At 64.9% G+C, this 17456-nt stretch carries 13 protein-coding genes; 9 read left to right on the forward strand and 4 right to left on the reverse strand.

Annotated elements, in window-relative coordinates:
- Positions 1–5: 5 nt before the first annotated feature.
- On the reverse strand, positions 6–2012 hold the full coding sequence (gene cyoB, locus KLP42_RS03945) for a cytochrome o ubiquinol oxidase subunit I (protein ID WP_215564901.1): 2007 nt from the start codon (positions 2010–2012) through the stop codon (positions 6–8).
- Positions 2013–2039: 27 nt separating this feature from the next.
- Complete coding sequence (gene cyoA, locus KLP42_RS03950; RefSeq protein ID WP_215564902.1) at positions 2040–3170, reverse strand: ubiquinol oxidase subunit II; 1131 nt, start codon at positions 3168–3170, stop codon at positions 2040–2042.
- Positions 3171–3504: 334 nt separating this feature from the next.
- Here cyoA and KLP42_RS03955 point away from each other — a divergent pair, with 334 nt between their 5' ends.
- Together KLP42_RS03955 and KLP42_RS03960 are read left to right on the forward strand one after the other, a co-directional pair.
- Positions 3505–4854, forward strand: coding sequence for an MFS transporter (locus KLP42_RS03955; RefSeq protein ID WP_215564903.1), 1350 nt, complete (start codon positions 3505–3507; stop codon positions 4852–4854).
- Between the two features lie 213 nt (positions 4855–5067).
- A complete protein-coding gene (locus KLP42_RS03960; protein ID WP_215564904.1) occupies positions 5068–5820 on the forward strand; it encodes a hypothetical protein in 753 nt (250 codons plus the stop codon).
- Between the two features lie 58 nt (positions 5821–5878).
- Here KLP42_RS03960 and KLP42_RS03965 read toward each other — a convergent pair whose 3' ends face one another.
- Positions 5879–6637, reverse strand: coding sequence for an AAA family ATPase (locus tag KLP42_RS03965; protein WP_215564905.1), 759 nt, complete (start codon positions 6635–6637; stop codon positions 5879–5881).
- A 362-nt stretch (positions 6638–6999) separates the two neighbouring features.
- Between KLP42_RS03965 and treZ the strand changes: the two genes are divergently transcribed.
- From treZ to KLP42_RS03980, 3 genes are all read left to right on the forward strand, one after another.
- Positions 7000–8772 (forward strand): malto-oligosyltrehalose trehalohydrolase, encoded by a 1773-nt coding sequence (gene treZ, locus KLP42_RS03970; protein WP_215564906.1) that lies wholly within the window; start codon positions 7000–7002, stop codon positions 8770–8772.
- Complete coding sequence (malQ, locus tag KLP42_RS03975) at positions 8765–10627, forward strand: 4-alpha-glucanotransferase (protein ID WP_215564907.1); 1863 nt, start codon at positions 8765–8767, stop codon at positions 10625–10627. The genes treZ and malQ overlap by 8 nt, the downstream gene beginning before the upstream one ends.
- Before the next feature lie 61 nt (positions 10628–10688).
- Entirely contained in the window at positions 10689–11240 is a 552-nt protein-coding gene (locus tag KLP42_RS03980) for a GrpB family protein (RefSeq protein ID WP_353844804.1), read from the forward strand.
- Between the two features lie 135 nt (positions 11241–11375).
- Here the strand turns inward: KLP42_RS03980 and cysG are convergent, their stop codons facing one another.
- Positions 11376–12929, reverse strand: a complete 1554-nt coding sequence (gene cysG, locus KLP42_RS03985) for a siroheme synthase CysG (protein WP_252192755.1) — start codon at positions 12927–12929, stop codon at positions 11376–11378.
- 312 nt (positions 12930–13241) lie between these two features.
- Here cysG and KLP42_RS03990 point away from each other — a divergent pair, with 312 nt between their 5' ends.
- Genes KLP42_RS03990 through KLP42_RS04005 form a run of 4 tightly spaced genes read left to right on the forward strand, consistent with a single transcriptional unit; the run spans position 13242 to position 17312 of the window.
- Positions 13242–14288 (forward strand): LacI family DNA-binding transcriptional regulator, encoded by a 1047-nt coding sequence (locus KLP42_RS03990; protein ID WP_215564908.1) that lies wholly within the window; start codon positions 13242–13244, stop codon positions 14286–14288.
- Positions 14285–14608, forward strand: coding sequence for a hypothetical protein (locus KLP42_RS03995; protein ID WP_215564909.1), 324 nt, complete (start codon positions 14285–14287; stop codon positions 14606–14608). The genes KLP42_RS03990 and KLP42_RS03995 overlap by 4 nt, the downstream gene beginning before the upstream one ends.
- A complete protein-coding gene (locus KLP42_RS04000) occupies positions 14608–15534 on the forward strand; it encodes a nucleoside hydrolase (RefSeq protein WP_215564910.1) in 927 nt (308 codons plus the stop codon). The genes KLP42_RS03995 and KLP42_RS04000 overlap by 1 nt, the downstream gene beginning before the upstream one ends.
- Positions 15531–17312 carry an adenine deaminase gene (locus KLP42_RS04005; RefSeq protein WP_215564911.1) on the forward strand — a complete coding sequence of 594 codons (1782 nt, stop codon included), beginning with the start codon at positions 15531–15533 and terminating at the stop codon, positions 17310–17312. Before KLP42_RS04000 ends, KLP42_RS04005 begins: the two co-directional genes overlap by 4 nt.
- The last annotated feature ends 144 nt before the right edge of the window (positions 17313–17456 follow it).

A 17456-nucleotide genomic window follows, 5' to 3' on the forward strand; every position in this document is an offset into this window, starting at 1 on the left:
GTTGGTCAGGCCTGTTCCGCAAGCTGCTTGGTCCGGGCGGCCTCCGTCGCAACGACGGTTTCTGCCGGGATGTAGTAATCGCGCTTGTAGTTGAAGGTGTGTGCGATCGAGACGACCAGGATGCCGAGGAAGGACAGGGCAGCCAGCCACCACATGTACCAGATCATGCCGAAGGCAAGCGCCACGCTCAGAGCCGACAGGATGACGCCCGTACCGGTGTTCTTCGGCATGTGGATCGGCTTGAAGCCTTCCAGCGGACGCACGTACCCGCGCTTCTTCATGTCGTACCAGCTGTCATGGTCGTGCACGACGGGGGTGAAGGCGAAGTTGTATTCCGGCGGCGGCGACGAGGTCGACCATTCCAGCGTGCGGGCATCCCAAGGGTCGCCGGTCGTGTCACGCAGCTGCTCGCGCTTGAAGAAGCTGACGACGAGCTGGATGACGAAGGAGCCGATGCCGAGCGCGATCAGGAAGGCGCCGAAGGCGGCAATCACGAACCAGATCTGCAGCGACGGATCCTCGAAGTGGTTGACGCGGCGCGTCACGCCCATCAGGCCGAGCACGTAGAGCGGCATGAAGGCGAAGTAGAAGCCGATCAGCCAGAACCAGAACGACATCTTGCCCCAGAACGGATCGAGCTTGTAGCCGAAGGCCTTCGGGAACCAGAAGTTCACGCCGGCCAACAGGCCGAACACCACGCCGCCGATGATCACGTTGTGGAAATGCGCGATCAGGAACAGCGAGTTGTGCAGCACGAAGTCGGCCGGGGGGACCGCCAGCATGACGCCCGACATGCCGCCGATGACGAAGGTCACCATGAAGCCGATCGTCCAGTACATCGGCACTTCATAGCGAATGCGGCCGCGATACATGGTGAACAGCCAGTTGAACATCTTCGCGCCCGTCGGGATCGAGATGATCATCGTGGTGATGCCGAAGAAGGCGTTGACGCTGGCACCCGAACCCATGGTGAAGAAGTGGTGCAGCCACACCAGATAGGACAGGATGGTGATGACGACGGTGGCATAGACCATCGAGGCATAGCCGAACAGGCGCTTGCCGGAGAAGGTCGATACGATTTCGGAGAAGATGCCGAAGGCCGGCAGGATCAGGATGTAGACTTCCGGGTGGCCCCAGATCCAGATGAGGTTCACATACATCATCGGATTGCCGCCGAGGTCGTTGGTGAAGAAATTCGTACCAGCGTAGCGGTCAAGGGTCAAAAGAACGAGCGTCGCCGTTAGGATCGGGAAGGAGGCGACGATCAGCACGTTGGTGCAGAGCGAGGTCCAGGTGAAGATCGGCATCTTCATCATGGTCATGCCCGGAGCGCGCATCTTCACGATGGTGGCGATCAGGTTGATGCCTGACAGGGTTGTTCCGACACCGGCCACCTGCAGGCCCCAGATGTAGTAATCCACCCCAACGCCCGGCGAATAGTCGGCACCCGAGAGCGGGGGATAGGCGAGCCAGCCGGTGCGGGCGAATTCGCCGACGAACAGCGACAGCATGATGATCACGGCGCCGGCTGCCGTCATCCAGAACGAGAAATTGTTCAGGAAGGGGAAGGACACGTCGCGCGCGCCGATCTGCAGCGGAACCACGAAGTTCATCACGCCGGTGACGATCGGCATGGCGAAGAAGAAGATCATGATCACGCCATGGGCGGTGAAGACCTGATCATAGTGGTGCGGCGGCAGATAGCCTTCATTGCCGCCGAAGGCGATCGCCTGCTGCGTGCGCATCATCACCGCGTCGGCAAAGCCGCGCAGCAGCATGATGAGCGACAGGATGACGTACATGATGCCGATCTTCTTGTGATCGACGCTGGTGAACCATTCCTTCCAGAGATAGCCCCAGAGGCGGAAATAGGTGAGGGCGCCAAGGACGGCGAGGCCGCCGAAGGCAACGGCGATGAAGGTCACCAGAATGATCGGCTCATGGGTGAAAGCCAGAGAATCCCATGACAACCGACCGAAGATGAATTCCATCAGGTTAGTGTTCGTGAACATGGTCGTTTCCAGTCCGTCTCAGCCGCGTTAAGGCTTGGGGTTTGTGTTCAGCTGGTCGGGAGCCGCGCCATGGCCTTCATGGCCTTCGTCGGCGGCGGCCGCAGGGGCGTTGACGCCCTCGGCTTCCTGACCCTGCTTTGCACCATGGCCGGTGGCCGGATGCGTTGCGCCCGGACCGGCATCGACGGCCCAGCGGGTATCGTATTCGAGGCGCTGGCGATTTTCCTCGCTGTCGACGCCGGCGCCGCCCATCATGTCGATGTGCATCATCTCGTTGACGCACATCTGGCCCGGCTTGACGCACAGGTTGAGGATCGCCTCGTAGAGACCGTTCTCGACGGCAGCGTAGTAGGTGACCGGCACGCGGCTGCTCGGGCGCTCAAGCTTCAGGTAGGCGTCGCGGTTGAGCGTCGATCCCTGGCTCTTCACGCGGCTGACCCAGTCGGCGAAGCCGGCATTGCTGAGGCCGTGGAACTTGAAGCGCATGCCGGAGAAGCCGTCGCCGCTGTAATTGGCGGAAAAGCCCTCGTAGACGCCTTCCTTGTTCATCACCGCGTGCAGCTTGGTCTGCATGCCCGGCATGGCGTAGATCTGGCCTGCGAGTGCAGGAATGTAGAAGGAGTTCATCACGGTCGAGCCGGTGATCTTGAACTCGATCGGCGTATCGATCGGAGCCGCGATCTCGTTGACCGTCGCGATGCCCTGTTCCGGATAGAGGAACAGCCACTTCCAGTCGAGCGCCACCACCTCGATGGTGATCGGCTTCGTCTCGGCCGTCACCGGGCGCTCCGCGTCGATGCGGTCGAGCGGCCGGTAGGGGTCGAGCTGATGGGTGCTGACCCAGGTGACGGCGCCGAGCGCGATGATGATGGCCAGCGGCGCCGACCAGATCACCACTTCGAGCCGGGTGGAATGATGCCATTCCGGATCGTACTTGGCGGTCGTGTTGGAGCGCCGGTAATGCCACGCGAAATAGAGCGTGAGGCAGATCACCGGCACGATGATCAGGAGCATCAGGGCGACCGAGACGAGGATCAGGTCACGCTGCTGCACGGCGATGTCGCCAGACGGCGACATCACGACGAGATTACAGCCCGACAGGGCCAGTGGTAAGGTCAGGGCACTAAGCCGGCGAATGAGCTTCATCAACCGTGGCATCTTTCAGTTCGAAATTTGCGTTTTGTCTACTTGCGACTAAAGCAGGAAGTCACTGCTCCCTATGAGGTCTTTCGTCGCAGTGCAAAACATTTTCGTGCAGTGCACCCGGAACCCACAGGGCGAGAGGCTGTTTTAGGGGCCGCGCGCTGAATAATCGGCTAACGACGCATAAGGCCTGTTACGGGATGGTAAACGAAGACCATTAAGCGGCGTTAACACGCCGGGAATACGGCAGAATTTGGAACTTCCCGCATTTCGTACTTGATAACGGCCAAATATGCATCATCCTCTCCCTTGGGGAGGCGACTATTCGCCGCACAGGAGGAGTGCATTCATGACTACAGCAGCTGGAAATCCCACTTCATCCGACTTCGAGCGCGACGCCCGACGCATGCATGACGACAAGCCGCTGTCGCCCGGCAGCATCGCGATCGGTGTCATCATCGGGCGCATGTCGGAATTTTTCGACTTTTTCGTTTATGGCATCGCTTCGGTGCTGGTTTTTCCCTATCTGGTGTTCACCTTTGCCGGCGATCCGGTGACGGCGACGCTGATGTCCTTTGCCGTCTTTTCGCTGGCCTTTATTGCGCGGCCGGTGGGATCGCTGTTCTTCATGTGGATCGACCGCACCTATGGCCGCGGCTCGAAACTCACCATCGCGCTGTTCGTGCTGGGCGGCTCCACCGCCTCGCTTGCCTTCCTGCCGGGCTATGAAAGCGTCGGCGTATGGTCGGTGGCGTTTCTGGCGCTGTTTCGCCTCGGCCAGGGTTTTGCCCTGGGCGGCGCCTGGGACGGCATGGCCTCGCTGCTGGCGCTGAATGCGCCGAAGCAGCATCGCGGCTGGTATGCCATGATGCCGCAGCTTGGCGCTCCCTTCGGCTTTGCGCTGGCCAGCGCCCTGTTCGGCTACTTCTATTCCAGCCTTTCGCAGCAGGATTTCCTGACCTGGGGCTGGCGCTACCCGTTCTTCGTCGCCTTTGCCATCAACGTGGTGGCGCTGTTTGCCCGCCTGCGCATCGTGGCGAGCCGGGAGTTCGGCGAATTGTTCGAAAGCCATGAACTGCAGCCGCGCGCAGTGTCCGAGACCATCGCGGTGCATGGCCGCGACATCCTGCTCGGCGCGTTCGTGCCGCTGGCAAGCTTTGCCATGTTCCACCTCGTCACCATTTTCCCGCTGAGCTGGGTCACACTGCATGGCGGCCAGTCGCCGGGCGAATTCCTGTTCGTGCAGATCATCGGTGCCATGGTCGGTCTCGGCGCGGTGGTGGTATCCGGGGCTCTGGCGGATCGTATCGGCCGGCGCAAGCAGCTGATGGTCGGCGCCGTCATCATCGCGATCTTCAGCTTCTCCGCACCCTTCCTGCTGGATGCCGGCGGTCGCGGCCAGGATGCCTTCATCATCATCGGCTTCGGCATTCTCGGCCTTTCCTTCGGTCAGGCGTCCGGTGCCGTCTCCTCGCGCTTTGCCCAGGAATACCGCTATACCGGTTCGGCGCTGACCTCGGATCTCGCCTGGCTGGTGGGAGCCGGCTTTGCACCGCTGGTGGCGCTGGGCCTTGCCAGCAAGTTCGGCATCATCTTCATCGGCGGCTACCTGATCTCGGGCGCGATCTGTACGCTGGCGGCGCTGACGCTGAGCCGCATTCTCGACGCGGCCGAGCACCAGGCGCCGGCACAGCGCTGAGCCTCAGCCCTTCGCCTGCAGGCCTGCCATCTCCCCGGGCAGGCCGGGTGGATGAAGCGCAACGAGATGAAGCGCAATGACGAGACACGAGGACAGACCCGGCCGCGATCCGCTGGCCGGGTTTTCTTTTGCGTCGTCCTGTCCCAGCAGGCGTTGCAGATTGCCAGCGGCCATGCCACGGCTTGATCGGACAACAGGGGGAGATTCGTCAGCGTGAACAGCGATTTGCAGCAAACGGAAATTTCGCGGGCCGCCGGTATCCTGCGCGATGCCATCCGCAACCGCACGGGCCTGGAACGGGATCTGCTTTCGATCTCCGGTGAAGCGACCGGCTATGCCGTGCAGTCCGCCCTTGCCGGTGAGCTCGGCATCGGTACGCCGGCCGGTTACAAGCTGTCACTGCGCAAGGATGCCATCCTCGCCGCACCGCTGCTCTTCGTCAGCGAGGCGCTGCAGGCCGCTTTCGAGCCCGGCATCAAGGTGGAGATCGAACTGGCGCTGACCCTGTCCGAGGATCTTTCGCCGCGGGCCGAACCCTATCGCCGCGAGGACGTGCTCGAGGCCATCAGCAGCGTCGCGATCGGTGTCGAGCTGGTGCGCAGCCGCTATGTCGATGGTCCGCGCGACAGCCTGGCGCATCTTCTTGCCGACTGCATGAGCAATGTCGGCTATCTGGTCGGGCCGCAGCTCGATCCCTGCCTGCTCTTGCCAGATGCCGCACTCGGCCGGCTGCGGCTCGTCAACGGGGAAACGGTGCTGTTCGATGATGCAGCGCGGCATCCCGATGGCGATCCGCTGGCGGCGGTGCTTCGCGCCGCCAATGCCGGCCTGCCGATGGGCGGCCATCTGCGCAAGGGACAGGTGGTGACGACCGGCACGCTGTCCGGTGCACCGCTCATTCCGGCACCCTCTGCCTTTGCGGTGGAGCTTGGCGGGCAGAGCCTCACCGCGACGCTTCTTGCCTGAATAAAGCTAAAGGCGCCCGCATCGCTGCGGGCGCCTGAGGTTTCCGCCGGGCGGTGGATCAGGCAGCCTTGCGCTGCTTGGCGGATTCCGCTTTGGGAGCTTTCGGCGCCTTGGCCTTGGTGGCATCCGCCTTGGCGGTTTTCGGCTTTGCCACCTTCATCGGGACAAGCGACATGATTTCCTCGGCAAACAGGCGGGCATTCTCCTGTGCCTTGTCGAGATTGCTGACGCGCTCGGCTTCCATGGTGTGAAGCGTGCCGCCGGTAACGAACATGTCGCGATAGGCGGCGCGCTCGATGAGGGCGGTCTCCAGCACATGCACCTGCTGCTCGGCCAGCAGCGCCTTCACCGCCATCAGCGCCCGCGTCGTGATGATCGAGTTGATGCGGGTCAGCACGACGGAATGGGCGATGCGGATGTCGCACTGCGCGGCCAGTTCCTTGAGGATTTCCAGCACCTGCGCGGCGCCGACGGCATCCATGGCGCAACCCTGGACGGGGATCATCACCCGGTCGGACAGGCCGATCGACTTGGCGAGCAGCGGTGTCACGCCACCGGCAACGTCGATGATGACATAGTCCATCTTCTTGCCGAGCGTCTTCACCTGCTGCTCGATGGTCTCTTCGGTGACGTCGGAGACGACGGTGAAGTTCATCGGCTTTTCGCAGAGACGCTGCCAGCGGGTGATCCACTGCTGCGGATCGGTATCGAGAAGCGCAACGCGCAGGCCGCGCTGGGCCAGTTCCGCTGCCAGAACGAGAGCAACCGTGGTCTTTCCGGCTCCCCCCTTTGTATTCGCAAATGTGATCGTGGGCATAGCTTAACCTCGAGATGACAATATTGGGAATCATCCTGTGCGAGGGCGCTCTCGACTTTGATCATTCTTGTGTGGGTGACAGGCTTTGCTCAGAGATGATGCGCGATCATTGTCCATGAAGCTTGCGTGACGCTGGTGAAAACCCCGAAAAGCCCGCATTTCCGGGCTTTTTAGGACGTCGGCAGGTTCGGTTGCGGCCGCTGTTCCTCAAAATCGCCCCTGGGTTGTCGAGGCGTGCGGGAGCATGCCGACTTGGCCGGCTAGCCGACGGATCATCCGCCGGCATCGCCGTCGCTCCTGCGCAACCTTTCCATTCGGTGCCCGTTCTATCGTCGGTCTCCTCCATCAAAAGGCTTGCCCGCGTGAGCGAATTCCTGTTTGGCCCCGTCTGCGATCCGACCGGCACCCTGTTCCGGCTATGGGCGCCTCTGCATCAGCGTATTGATCTCGAGATCGAGGGGCAGGCGCCGCTGCCCATGGAGCGGCACGAGAACGGCTGGCATCGCCTGCATGTGCGGGAAGCCGGCCCCGGAGCGCTCTATGCCTTCCGCCTGCCGGATGGGCTTCTGGTGCCCGATCCCGCCTCCCGCCATCAGCCGCGCGACGTGCATGGTCCCAGCGAAGTGGTGGACCTTGCCGCCTTCCCGCGCCGGCAGGCTGGCTGGCAGGGGCGCCCGCTGGAAGAACTCGTGCTTTACGAACTGCATGTCGGCACGTTCACGCCGCAGGGCACCTTCCGCGCCGCGATCGACCGGCTGGACCATCTGCGCGATCTCGGCGTGACGGCCCTGCAGATGATGCCGATCGCCGACTTTCCCGGTGGCTGGGGCTGGGGCTATGACGGTGTGCTGCCCTATGCGCCGGAAAGCCGTTACGGCCGGCCGGAAGACCTGATGGAACTGGTCGATGCCGCGCATGAGCGCGGGCTCTGCGTCCTGCTCGATGTGGTCTACAATCATTTCGGCCCGGACGGGAACTACCTGCCGGCCTATGCGCCGATCTTCACCGAGCATCACCGCACGCCCTGGGGCAACGGCATCAACTATGACGATGCGGGCTCGCGGCCGGTGCGCGACTTCGTCATCGAGAACGCCATGTCCTGGATCCGCGATTTTCGCTTCGACGGCCTGCGGCTCGATGCCGTGCACGCCATCAAGGATGACAGCGAGGAGCACCTGCTGCATGAGCTGGCAAGGCGGGTGCTGGCTGCGGCTGGCGACCGGCACGTGCACCTGATCGTCGAGAACGAGGACAATGACAGCGACCTGCTGAAGCGAGGGGAAGACGGGCGTCCGGCGCTGTTTTCCGCTCAGTGGAATGACGACATCCACCATGTGCTGCATGTGGCCGCCACCGGCGAGACCTTCGGCTACTATGCCGATTATGCCGAGGGAGCGGCCGGCATCGGCCGGGCGCTGGCGGAAGGTTTTGTCTTCCAGGGCGAGCGCATGGCCTATCGTGGCGAGGCGCGCGGCATGCCGAGCGCCTTCCTGCCGCCGACCGCCTTCATCTCCTTCATCCAGAACCACGACCAGATCGGCAACCGGGCGCTCGGCGACCGGATGATCGCCTCCAGACCGCTGGAGGCGATCAGGGCGATCACCGCCGTCTATCTGCTGGCGCCGCAACTGCCCATGCTGTTCATGGGCGAGGAGTGGGGTGCGCGCGAGCCCTTTCCCTTCTTCTGCGATTTCGACGAGGATCTGAACGAAAAGGTGCGCAAGGGCAGGCGCGAGGAACTCTCCCGCCTGCCGGGCTTTGACGGCAATGATCTTCCCGATCCGACCGCCGAGGCAACGTTCAGGAGCGCCAAGCTCGACTGGCAGCATCTGTCCGGCGAGGCGGCAGAGGAGATGCTCGGCTTCTACCGTACCCTTCTTGCGCTGCGCCACCGGCGGATCGTGCCGCTGCTGGCGGGGGCAGGCCCGCATTCCGGCCGCTTCGAGGCGGACGGACACGGCCTTCTCGTCGAGTGGAGCCTGTCCGGCCACCGCTTGCAATTGCAGGCGAATCTGAGTGATTCTACAACCCGCGTGCCCGTGCCGGCCAAGGGGGAGGTTCTCTTCCGCCTTGGTCGCATCAATGCCTGGGAGGCTTCTCCCTGGTCCCTGATCTGGAGCCTTGCCGATGGCTGAACCTGGCCGTTTTGACCCCAACAATCGTCCACCCGCTGCCGTGCCGCTGGATGGGCTGGCGCGCCAGCACGGCATCGCCTTCACCCGGCCGGAACCCGACGGCACGGAGGTGCCGATCTCCCGGACAACCAAGCGAAAGATCCTCGCGGCGCTCAATGTGGCGCTTGACGATGAGGCTGCCGCCGCCATGCCGGCCTGCTATCTGCCGCCGCTGCTCTCCGGCGAGCGGGTCTGGGGGCTGACGCTGCAGCTTTACGAATTGCGCTCCGGCCGCAACTGGGGCATTGGCGATTTCGCCGATCTGGCCGAGATCTGTCATCTGGCCGGCGAATGGGGGGCGGATTTCATCGGTCTCAACCCGCTGCACGCCCCGTTCCTGGCCGATCCCGGCCGCTGCAGCCCCTATGAACCGTCCAGCCGCCGCTGGCTCAATCCGCTTTACATTGCCGTGGATCGCCTGCCGGGCTATGCGCCGGAGCCGGATCTGTCCGCCGACCTCGAAGGATTGCGGGCGGGGGAACTGGTCGATTATCCGGCGGTCGCGGCGGTGAAGCTTGCGGCCTTGCGCCGGTTCTGGCGCGTGTGGCGCGAAGGAAACGACAAGGTCTATACGCCTGCCTGCTTCGATGCCTTCTGCCGGCAGGGCAGCGAGAGTCTCAGGCTGCATGCACTGTTCGAGACGATCTCAATGGACATGGTGGCACGCGGCCACGCCGCCGGCTGGCACGACTGGCCGCAGGAGATGCGCGATGCGAGGAGCCCCGCCGTCCAGGCCTTTTCCCAGTCGCGGCAGGACGAGATCGAATTTCACATGTTCCTGCAGTGGCTTGCGCATGTGCAGCTGTCGGATGCGGTGGGGGCGGCGGAGCGTGCCGGCCTGCGCATCGGCCTCTACCTCGACCTTGCCGTCGGTGAGGCACTCGACGGTGCGGCCACCTGGAGCGAGCCGCAGATCTATCTGTCGTCGGCCAGCATCGGCGGCCCGCCGGACCCCTGGGCCGTCGACGGTCAGGACTGGCGGCTTGCGGCTTTCCTGCCGTCCGCCATCGCCGAAGGGGAGGAGCCGCCCTATCGCCGCATGCTGGATGCTGCCATGCGCTATGCCGGTGCGGTGCGCATCGATCATGCCGCAGCGCTTGGCCGGCTGTTTCTCGTACCTTTCGACAGCCCTCCGTCCGAAGGCGCCTATGTGGATTATCCGAAGGAGGCGCTGCTGCAGGTGCTGTCCGAGGCCTCGCATGATCACCAGTGCCTGGTGATCGGCGAGGATCTCGGCAACCTGCCGCCGGGCCTGAAGGAGGATCTGGCGCGTGCCAACCTGCTTTCCTACCGCATTTTCTCCTATGAGCGTGATCAGGACGGCTTCATTGCGGCGGCGGATTACCCGGCGCTGTCGCTGGCCTGCATTTCCACCCACGATCACCAGACGCTGGGCGGCTGGTGGGCCGGTGCCGATATTAGCGCCCGCGCCGAGCATGGACTGGTGCCGCAGGCGACGGCCGATCAGGATCTTGCGCAGCGAGAGACGGAGCGCGCCGATCTTGTGCGCCTTGTGGGTGCCGAGGATCTGGCCGCCCCCGCGCCGGACAGCGTTTCCCTGAAGGGAGACGATCTCGACCGCCTGATCGTTTCGCTGCATCGCCTGATGGCGCGCACACCTTCCATGCTGCTCGGCGTGCGGCTCGCCGATCTCACGAAGGAGCCGGAGCCGACCAATATCCCCGGCACCAGCGAAAGCCATCCCAACTGGCAGCGCAAGCTTTCCGTGAATCTGGACGAGCTAGACGACCTGCCGCTGGTGGTGGAGGTGACGGCAGCACTGCGCGCCGAGCGGCCACGGCAGGTCGGTCCGTGAGTTGACGTCTGCGGCTCGCTCTTCTACGAGCCGACAGGAGCACACATCATGGGAGCCGCCAGTGGCCTCGCTCGAGCCTATCGTCATCAGCAATTGGTCGCCGATGTGGGAGCGTAGCTTTCGTGCGAAGGCGGAAGCTATCCGCGCCGCACTGGGTCCACTGGCGATCCGGATTGACCATATCGGATCGACATCCGTTAATGGGCTTGCCGCAAAGCCGATCATAGACATTCAGGTTTCGGTCAAGGCTTTCGACCCTATCGAGAGCCTTGTCTCGCCATTGGAGCGATGTGGTTACACGTGGCGCTCGACCAATGCAGAGCGGACAAAGCGATACTTCCGGGAGCGTCCTGGGACTGAGCGGACCCATATTCACGTGCGACTGTCTGGCAGTTGGCACGAACAGTGGGCTCTTCTGTTTCGCGACTACATGAGGACGCACCCATCAGAGCAGGCCGCCTATGCGGCTTTGAAAATGGATCTGGCCCAAAGACATCGGAACGATCGTAAAGCCTACACGGACGGAAAGGACGATTTTCTGTGGGGCGTTATCCGACGTGCAGACCAATGGGCCGCGGTGACGGGCTGGGAACCGTCTGAGACGGACGCCTAAAGCCCTGTCCGTCCTGCCGCAGCGATCTTTCGGTGAGCAAATCCCGCTGCAAGACAGACACGATGTCAGCAGATCTCCCAACTTCACTTTGCCGGGCTATGACCGAACAGCCACGGCCCGCTTCTCCCTTGGCCTTCATACAGCGCGAGCGACAGCGCTGTCCGTGTGAGGCAGTCCGGCTGTCTCCGTCGCAACCTTCGCCTTGATGAAGGCATCGCCGATGCCGATCAGGACGGGATTGTCGTAGCCGATCTCGGCCATGGCGGCCGGCATGTCCGACAGGGGGCCTGCCCAGCGCCGCTCTTCCTCGCGCGCGATGGCGCTGACGATGACGGCAGGGGTGGAGGGGCTCATGCCGTGGCCGGTCAGCTTGGCGGCAATGGCGCCGGCCGTGCGCCCGCCCATGTAGAACACGGTGGTCACCGTCGCATCGGCAAGCTTGGCCCAGTCGAGATCGGCGGGCAGTTCGCCCTTGCGCGAATGGCCGGTCACGAAGCGCACCGATTGCGCATGGTCGCGATGGGTGAGCGACACGCCGAGCCGCGCGGCCATGGCGGTTGCCGCGGTAACCCCCGGCACGATTTCCACCGGGATGCCCTCGCGCTCCAGGCTTTCGATTTCCTCGCCCGCGCGGCCGAAGATCATCGGGTCGCCGGATTTCAGGCGAACCACCCGCTTGCCGCTCCGGGCCAGCGCAATCATCATCGCATTGATGTCTTCCTGCTTGCAGCTCTCGCGGCCGCCGCGCTTGCCAACCAGCATGCGCTTGGCCTCGCGGCGGGCAAGTTCCAGCACGTCGGCGGAGACCAGATCATCGAACAGGATGACATCGGCCGCCTGCAGCGCCCGCACGGCCTTCAGCGTCAGAAGTTCCGCATCGCCGGGGCCGGCGCCGACCAGCGTGACGCGGCCTTCGCCGCTCGCCTCCACCGCCTGGGCAATGTGCCCGGCCTCCGCAATCAGTTGCTCGGCAATGCCGTCTGCCGGCGCCTCGCGGAAGACGCGGTCGACGAAGCGTTCCCAGAAGCTGCGCCGCTCGGTACCCGGCTTCAGGCGCGCATTGATCGCCTCGCGAATGGTCTGGGCGATCTCCGCCCAGGGCTTCAGTGCCGGTGGCAGCAGGGTTTCGATCCGCCGGCGGATCGCCTGGGCCAGAATGGGCGCTGCGCCATCGGTGGAAATGGCAATCACCACCGGCGAACGGTTGACGATGGAGCCGAACTGGAACTGGCAGAAGGCCGGCTTGTCGATGACATTGACGGGCACACCGGCCGCCCTGGCGGCGCAATAGAAGGCCTTTGCCTCCTCGTCCGTCTCGCAGTCGCCGAGTGCCAGCGCCGCATTGCCGAAGATGGCGATGTGCCAGGGGTGATCTCGATGCCGGATGCCGGGTCGCGTTTCGGCGGCATCCGCAGACAGAGATGCCGCCTCCGCGGCATGGCTGGCGATCAGGCCGCGCATTACCTCGCCGAGTGCGTCCTCGGGACAGAAGACATCGACAATCGCGCCGGAAGCGACCAGCAGTTCCGCCTTCCAGGCAGCACCGTCCGAACCGCCGGCCAGCACCACCCGCTTGCCGTCAAGGTTGAAGAATACCGGCAGCTTCGCCAGCGGCTCCATGCGGGCGGGTGCCTGACGGGCGGGCGTTGTGCGGCTCTTCTCGGCGATGGCGGATTGCGCGGCGTCCATTGAACGGCTCCGGTGGTTCTGGCGTGGCGGGGCGCCGCCTGGCGCTCCGGGTCTTGTCCGCAAGGCCTTTGCAAGCCTGCGCGGAACATCCGGCGAAAGTGCCATTGCCGGGCGCCGCATCGCAAGGAATAATGCTGCAAAAACCCGGCATTCCTTGGAAAATGCCGCCCGCATGTGCGTATTGTGACGCGCTGCGCGTGTCCGGCAAGGAGAGGTTGCGCTGCATCGTGCCGGCCGCAGGCCGAAAGTCTCTCGACAGGCCGTGCGGTTCACGTTATCGATTAAACGATTAACCAGATTCGATCCGTCCCGATGAAGAGCGAGAAGCCCAACCTGTCCGCGATTGCCCAGGCGCTCGGCGTATCCGTGGCAACCGTCTCCAACGCGCTGTCCGGCAAGGGGCGCGTTTCGAGCGAGCTTGCCGAGCGCATCCGCGACACGGCCCACAGCCTCGGCTACGTGCCGAGCGTGGCCGGCCGTGCCTTGCGCACCGGCCGCAGCGGCGTGCTGGGGCTCGTGCTGCCGGACATCGCCAATCCGCTCTTTCCGCAGATCGCCCAGGCCATCGAGCATGCTGCCTCGGCCGCCGGCTACGGCGTTCTGATCGGTGACTCGCGTGGCGCGGTGGAGCAGCAGACACAGGCGATCCTGCGCCTCATCGACCGGGGTGTCGATGGTATCATCATCATCCCGCGCCGGGGCACCCGCATCGCGGACATCGGCTGCCCCGTCGCCGTCATCGACACGCCGGCCACGCCCGGCAATACGGTCGCTTCCGATCACTGGGCTGGCGGCGAAGAGATGGGCCGACATCTGCGTGTCCTGGGGCACCGGAGCGTGCTGATCCTGGCGGGCAGCGCCCTCTCCAATGTCCAGAACGACCGGGTCGGCGGCCTGCGTGCCGGTCTTGGCCCGGATGTGCGGGCCGATGTGCTGTGGCTGGAGCGCCATGCGGAGGCGGAAGGAGCGGAAGCGCCGCTCGGCCTTGCCGCACGGGTGCGGCAGGGTGTGACCGCCTTCGCCGCCCTGTCGGACCTGACGGCGGTTCGCGCACTGACGGAACTGCAGGCGGCCGGCATCGCCGTGCCGGCGGCGGCCAGCGTCACCGGCTTTGATGACCTCATCTGGTCCTCGGTCATCACCCCCTCGCTGACGACGCTGCGCATGGACATGGGCGAAATTGCCCGACAGGCGGTGCAGGCACTCGCCGCGGTGATCGAGGATCTGCCGCACGGGCAGGTAACGGCACTGGGCACGGTCGTTGCCGAACGCGCCGCCGTGCCGATGAAGCTGATGCTGCGCCAATCCTCCGGACCCTGCCCGGCAGAACGCGAACTCTTGAACGGAGACGAGCAATGACGCTTTCTGCCCGGATGCGCGGCCGCGCGCATCATTCCGGCCCTGATCGGCCGGCGAATGTTGCAAAGCTGTGCGCCGGCCCTATTTCTGCCTTCCTTGCAGCCTTTGATGGTGGAGATGGATGGTCGCCTCGATCCGCGTGCCATCCGGAAGCCCCAGACATGCGAATTGCCATCACCGGCCATGTTCCGAAAGCGGCGGAACGGGTCCGGCGGCCGCGCGTGGTGACCCTGGTCCCAGGTCCTTTCCAGGGCATTGCGCGCGGCAAATTCGCCTGTCGTCTCGTTCCCCGCCGGGCTTTTGCCTCGGAGGCGGCGTGATGGGGGTGTGGATCGATACAGACATGGGATTTGACGACATTGCGGCCCTTCTGGTGGTAGCGCATCGCGGGCAGCCGATCGATGGCGTGTCGCTGGTCTTCGGCAATGCCGGCCTTCAACAGGTGGAACGCAATGCAGCCGGCGCGCAGGCGGCCTTCGGCTGGACGTTCCCCATCCATCGGGGACGCGCGTCCCCGGTCCTCGGCCGTCTGGAGACGGCGACAGGCATCCTCGGTGATCATGGCATGCCTTCGGCCGGCGCCCGCCTGCCGGAGGTTCCCGTGGTCCTGCACACCGGGGATGCCTTTTCCGCCCTCTGCGCCTGGCTGGAGGATGGAGGCGCGGAGCATCGCATCCTGGCGCTCGGACCGCTGACCAACCTGGCCGCTCTTGCGCTCGCCCGGCCGGACCTTGCCGCCCGCATCACCGATCTTGTCTGGATGGGCGGCGGCGTCACCAGCGGCAATCACACCGCCTCCGCCGAATTCAATGCCTTTGCCGATCCGGAAGCGCTTGCCATCGTGCTGTCCCATGGCCTGCCGCTGCGCATGGTGGATCTCGATCTCTGCCGCAAGGTGCTGGCGGCGCCCGCCGACGTGCAGCCGGTGCGCGGGGCGGGCGGGCGCAACAGCGCGCTGCTGGCCGATCTGCTCTCCGGCTTCATCGATATAGCCGTCAGTCGCGGCCGCACCGCCATGTCGCTCTATGATGCCGTGGCGGCCGTCGTCTTCCTGCGCGAGGATCTGGTGACGTGGCGCCCGGTGCGCCTCGACGCCGAACTGACCGGCACCCATACCCGTGGCCGCACCGTGGTGGAAACCCGCCCCGGCCGCGCCCCCTTCAACGCCGCCTGCGCCATCGACATCGCCGTCGAGCAGGCGCGCGACATCATCCTCGACGTCCTGAAAAGCGAAGCCTCCCGATGACCCGCCCCTTTGAACTGTTCGACCTCAACCTGCCGGAACTGCGCCTGCGCGCCGTGCAGGCGGCACGGGGCGAGGTGCCGTTCGACCTGCTGCTGCGCGGCGGCACGGTGGTCGACGTGGTGACGGGCGAATTGCGGCCGGCGGATGTGGGCATTGTCGGTCCGCTGATTGCAAGCGTGCATGCACCGGGTTCGCGTCTCGACAGCGCCTCCACCATCAATGCCGCCGGTGCCTTCATCGCGCCCGGCCTGGTCGACACGCACATGCACATCGAAAGCTCCATGGTGACGCCGGCCGCCTATGCCCAGGCCGTGGTGCCGCGCGGCGTGACGACGGTGGTGTGGGATCCGCACGAATTCGGCAATGTGCTGGGCCTTGCCGGGGTGAACTGGGCGGCGGATGCGGTGATCGACCTGCCGCTGCGCGTCATCCTGCTTGCCCCGTCCTCGGTTCCCTCCGCGCCGGGCTTGGAGCGGGCCGGTGCCGAATTCGGTCCGGATGTTCTGGCCGACCTTCTGGCGCGGCCGGATATCGCCGGCATCGCGGAAATGATGAACATGCGCGGCATCATCGAGGGTGATCCGCGCATGACCGACATCATCCAGGCGGGTCTCGAAACCGGCAAGCTGGTCTGTGGCCATGCGCGCAGCCTGACGGGCCGCGATCTGCAGGCTTTCGTCACGGCGGGCGTCAGTTCCGACCATGAACTGGTCTCCGGCGACGACTTGATGGAGAAGCTGCGCGCCGGCCTCGCCATCGAACTGCGCGGCAGCCATGATCATCTGCTGCCGGATTTCGTCGCCGCGCTGGAGCGGCTCGGCCACCTGCCGCAGACGGTGACGCTGTGCACCGACGACGTGTTCCCCGATGACCTGCAGGCCGGCGGCGGGCTGGACGACGTGGTGCGGCGGCTGGTCGGCTATGGCATGCGTCCCGAATGGGCGCTGCAGGCAGCCACGCTGAACGGCGCGCGCCGTCTCGGAAGGCCCGATCTCGGCCTGGTTGCGCCCGGTCGCCGCGCCGATCTCGTGCTGTTCGAGGATCTCTCGCGCTTCGAGGCCCGCCGCGTTCTCGTTTCCGGCCGGGAAGTCGCCGCCGGTGGCGCGCTGCTGAGCCCGCCTGCGGCCACCGAAACCGTGACGCTGACGGGCACGATGAAGCTTTCGCCGCTTTCGCCAGAGGACTTCCGGATCGCGGCCACGGGGGAGACGGCGCGTGTCGCGACCATCGACCAGCCGCGCTTTACCTGCTGGGGCGAGGCGGTCACCGCTGTCCGCGACGGTTGCGTCGTGCCGCCGGAGGGCGCCACGCTGATTGCCGTGGCGCACCGCCACGGTCTTGCCGACCCCAAGCCGCGGGTCGGCTTCCTGACCGGATGGGGCACCTGGCGCGGCGCATTTGCCACCACCGTCTCGCATGACAGCCACAACCTCACCGTTTTCGGTCAGGATCCGGTCGACATGGCTGCCGCCGCCAATGCGGTCATTGCCGCCGGCGGCGGGCTTGCGGTTGCCTCCGGCGGCACCGTGCAGGCCGTGCTGCCGCTGCCTCTGGCCGGGCTGGTGGCCGAGGCCGGGGTTCAGGAAACCGCCGCCGGCTTTGCGGCGATCCGCGCGGCCATCGACCGCATCGTCGACTGGCAGCCGCCCTATCTGGTGTTCAAGGCCTGCTTCGGGGCAACGCTTGCCTGCAATGCCGGTCCGCATCAGACCGATCTCGGCATTGCCGATGTCACCAGCGGAAGATTGCTGGAGACGCCGGTGCTCGCCACCTGGTGAAGCTGACGGGGTGACGCATTTGTGACGAATTTGTCGCAGTTGATTCTGCTCAAAGCGTGAGGCAGGCTCTTCCGCTACCTTCGGCCTTCTAATACGGCATGCGACGCCTGATGGTGTGCATGGAGACAGGAAGGGCAAGTCCCT

This window comes from Rhizobium sp. CSW-27, from assembly GCF_018760785.1.
In the GTDB taxonomy this organism is placed as follows: domain Bacteria; phylum Pseudomonadota; class Alphaproteobacteria; order Rhizobiales; family Rhizobiaceae; genus Neorhizobium.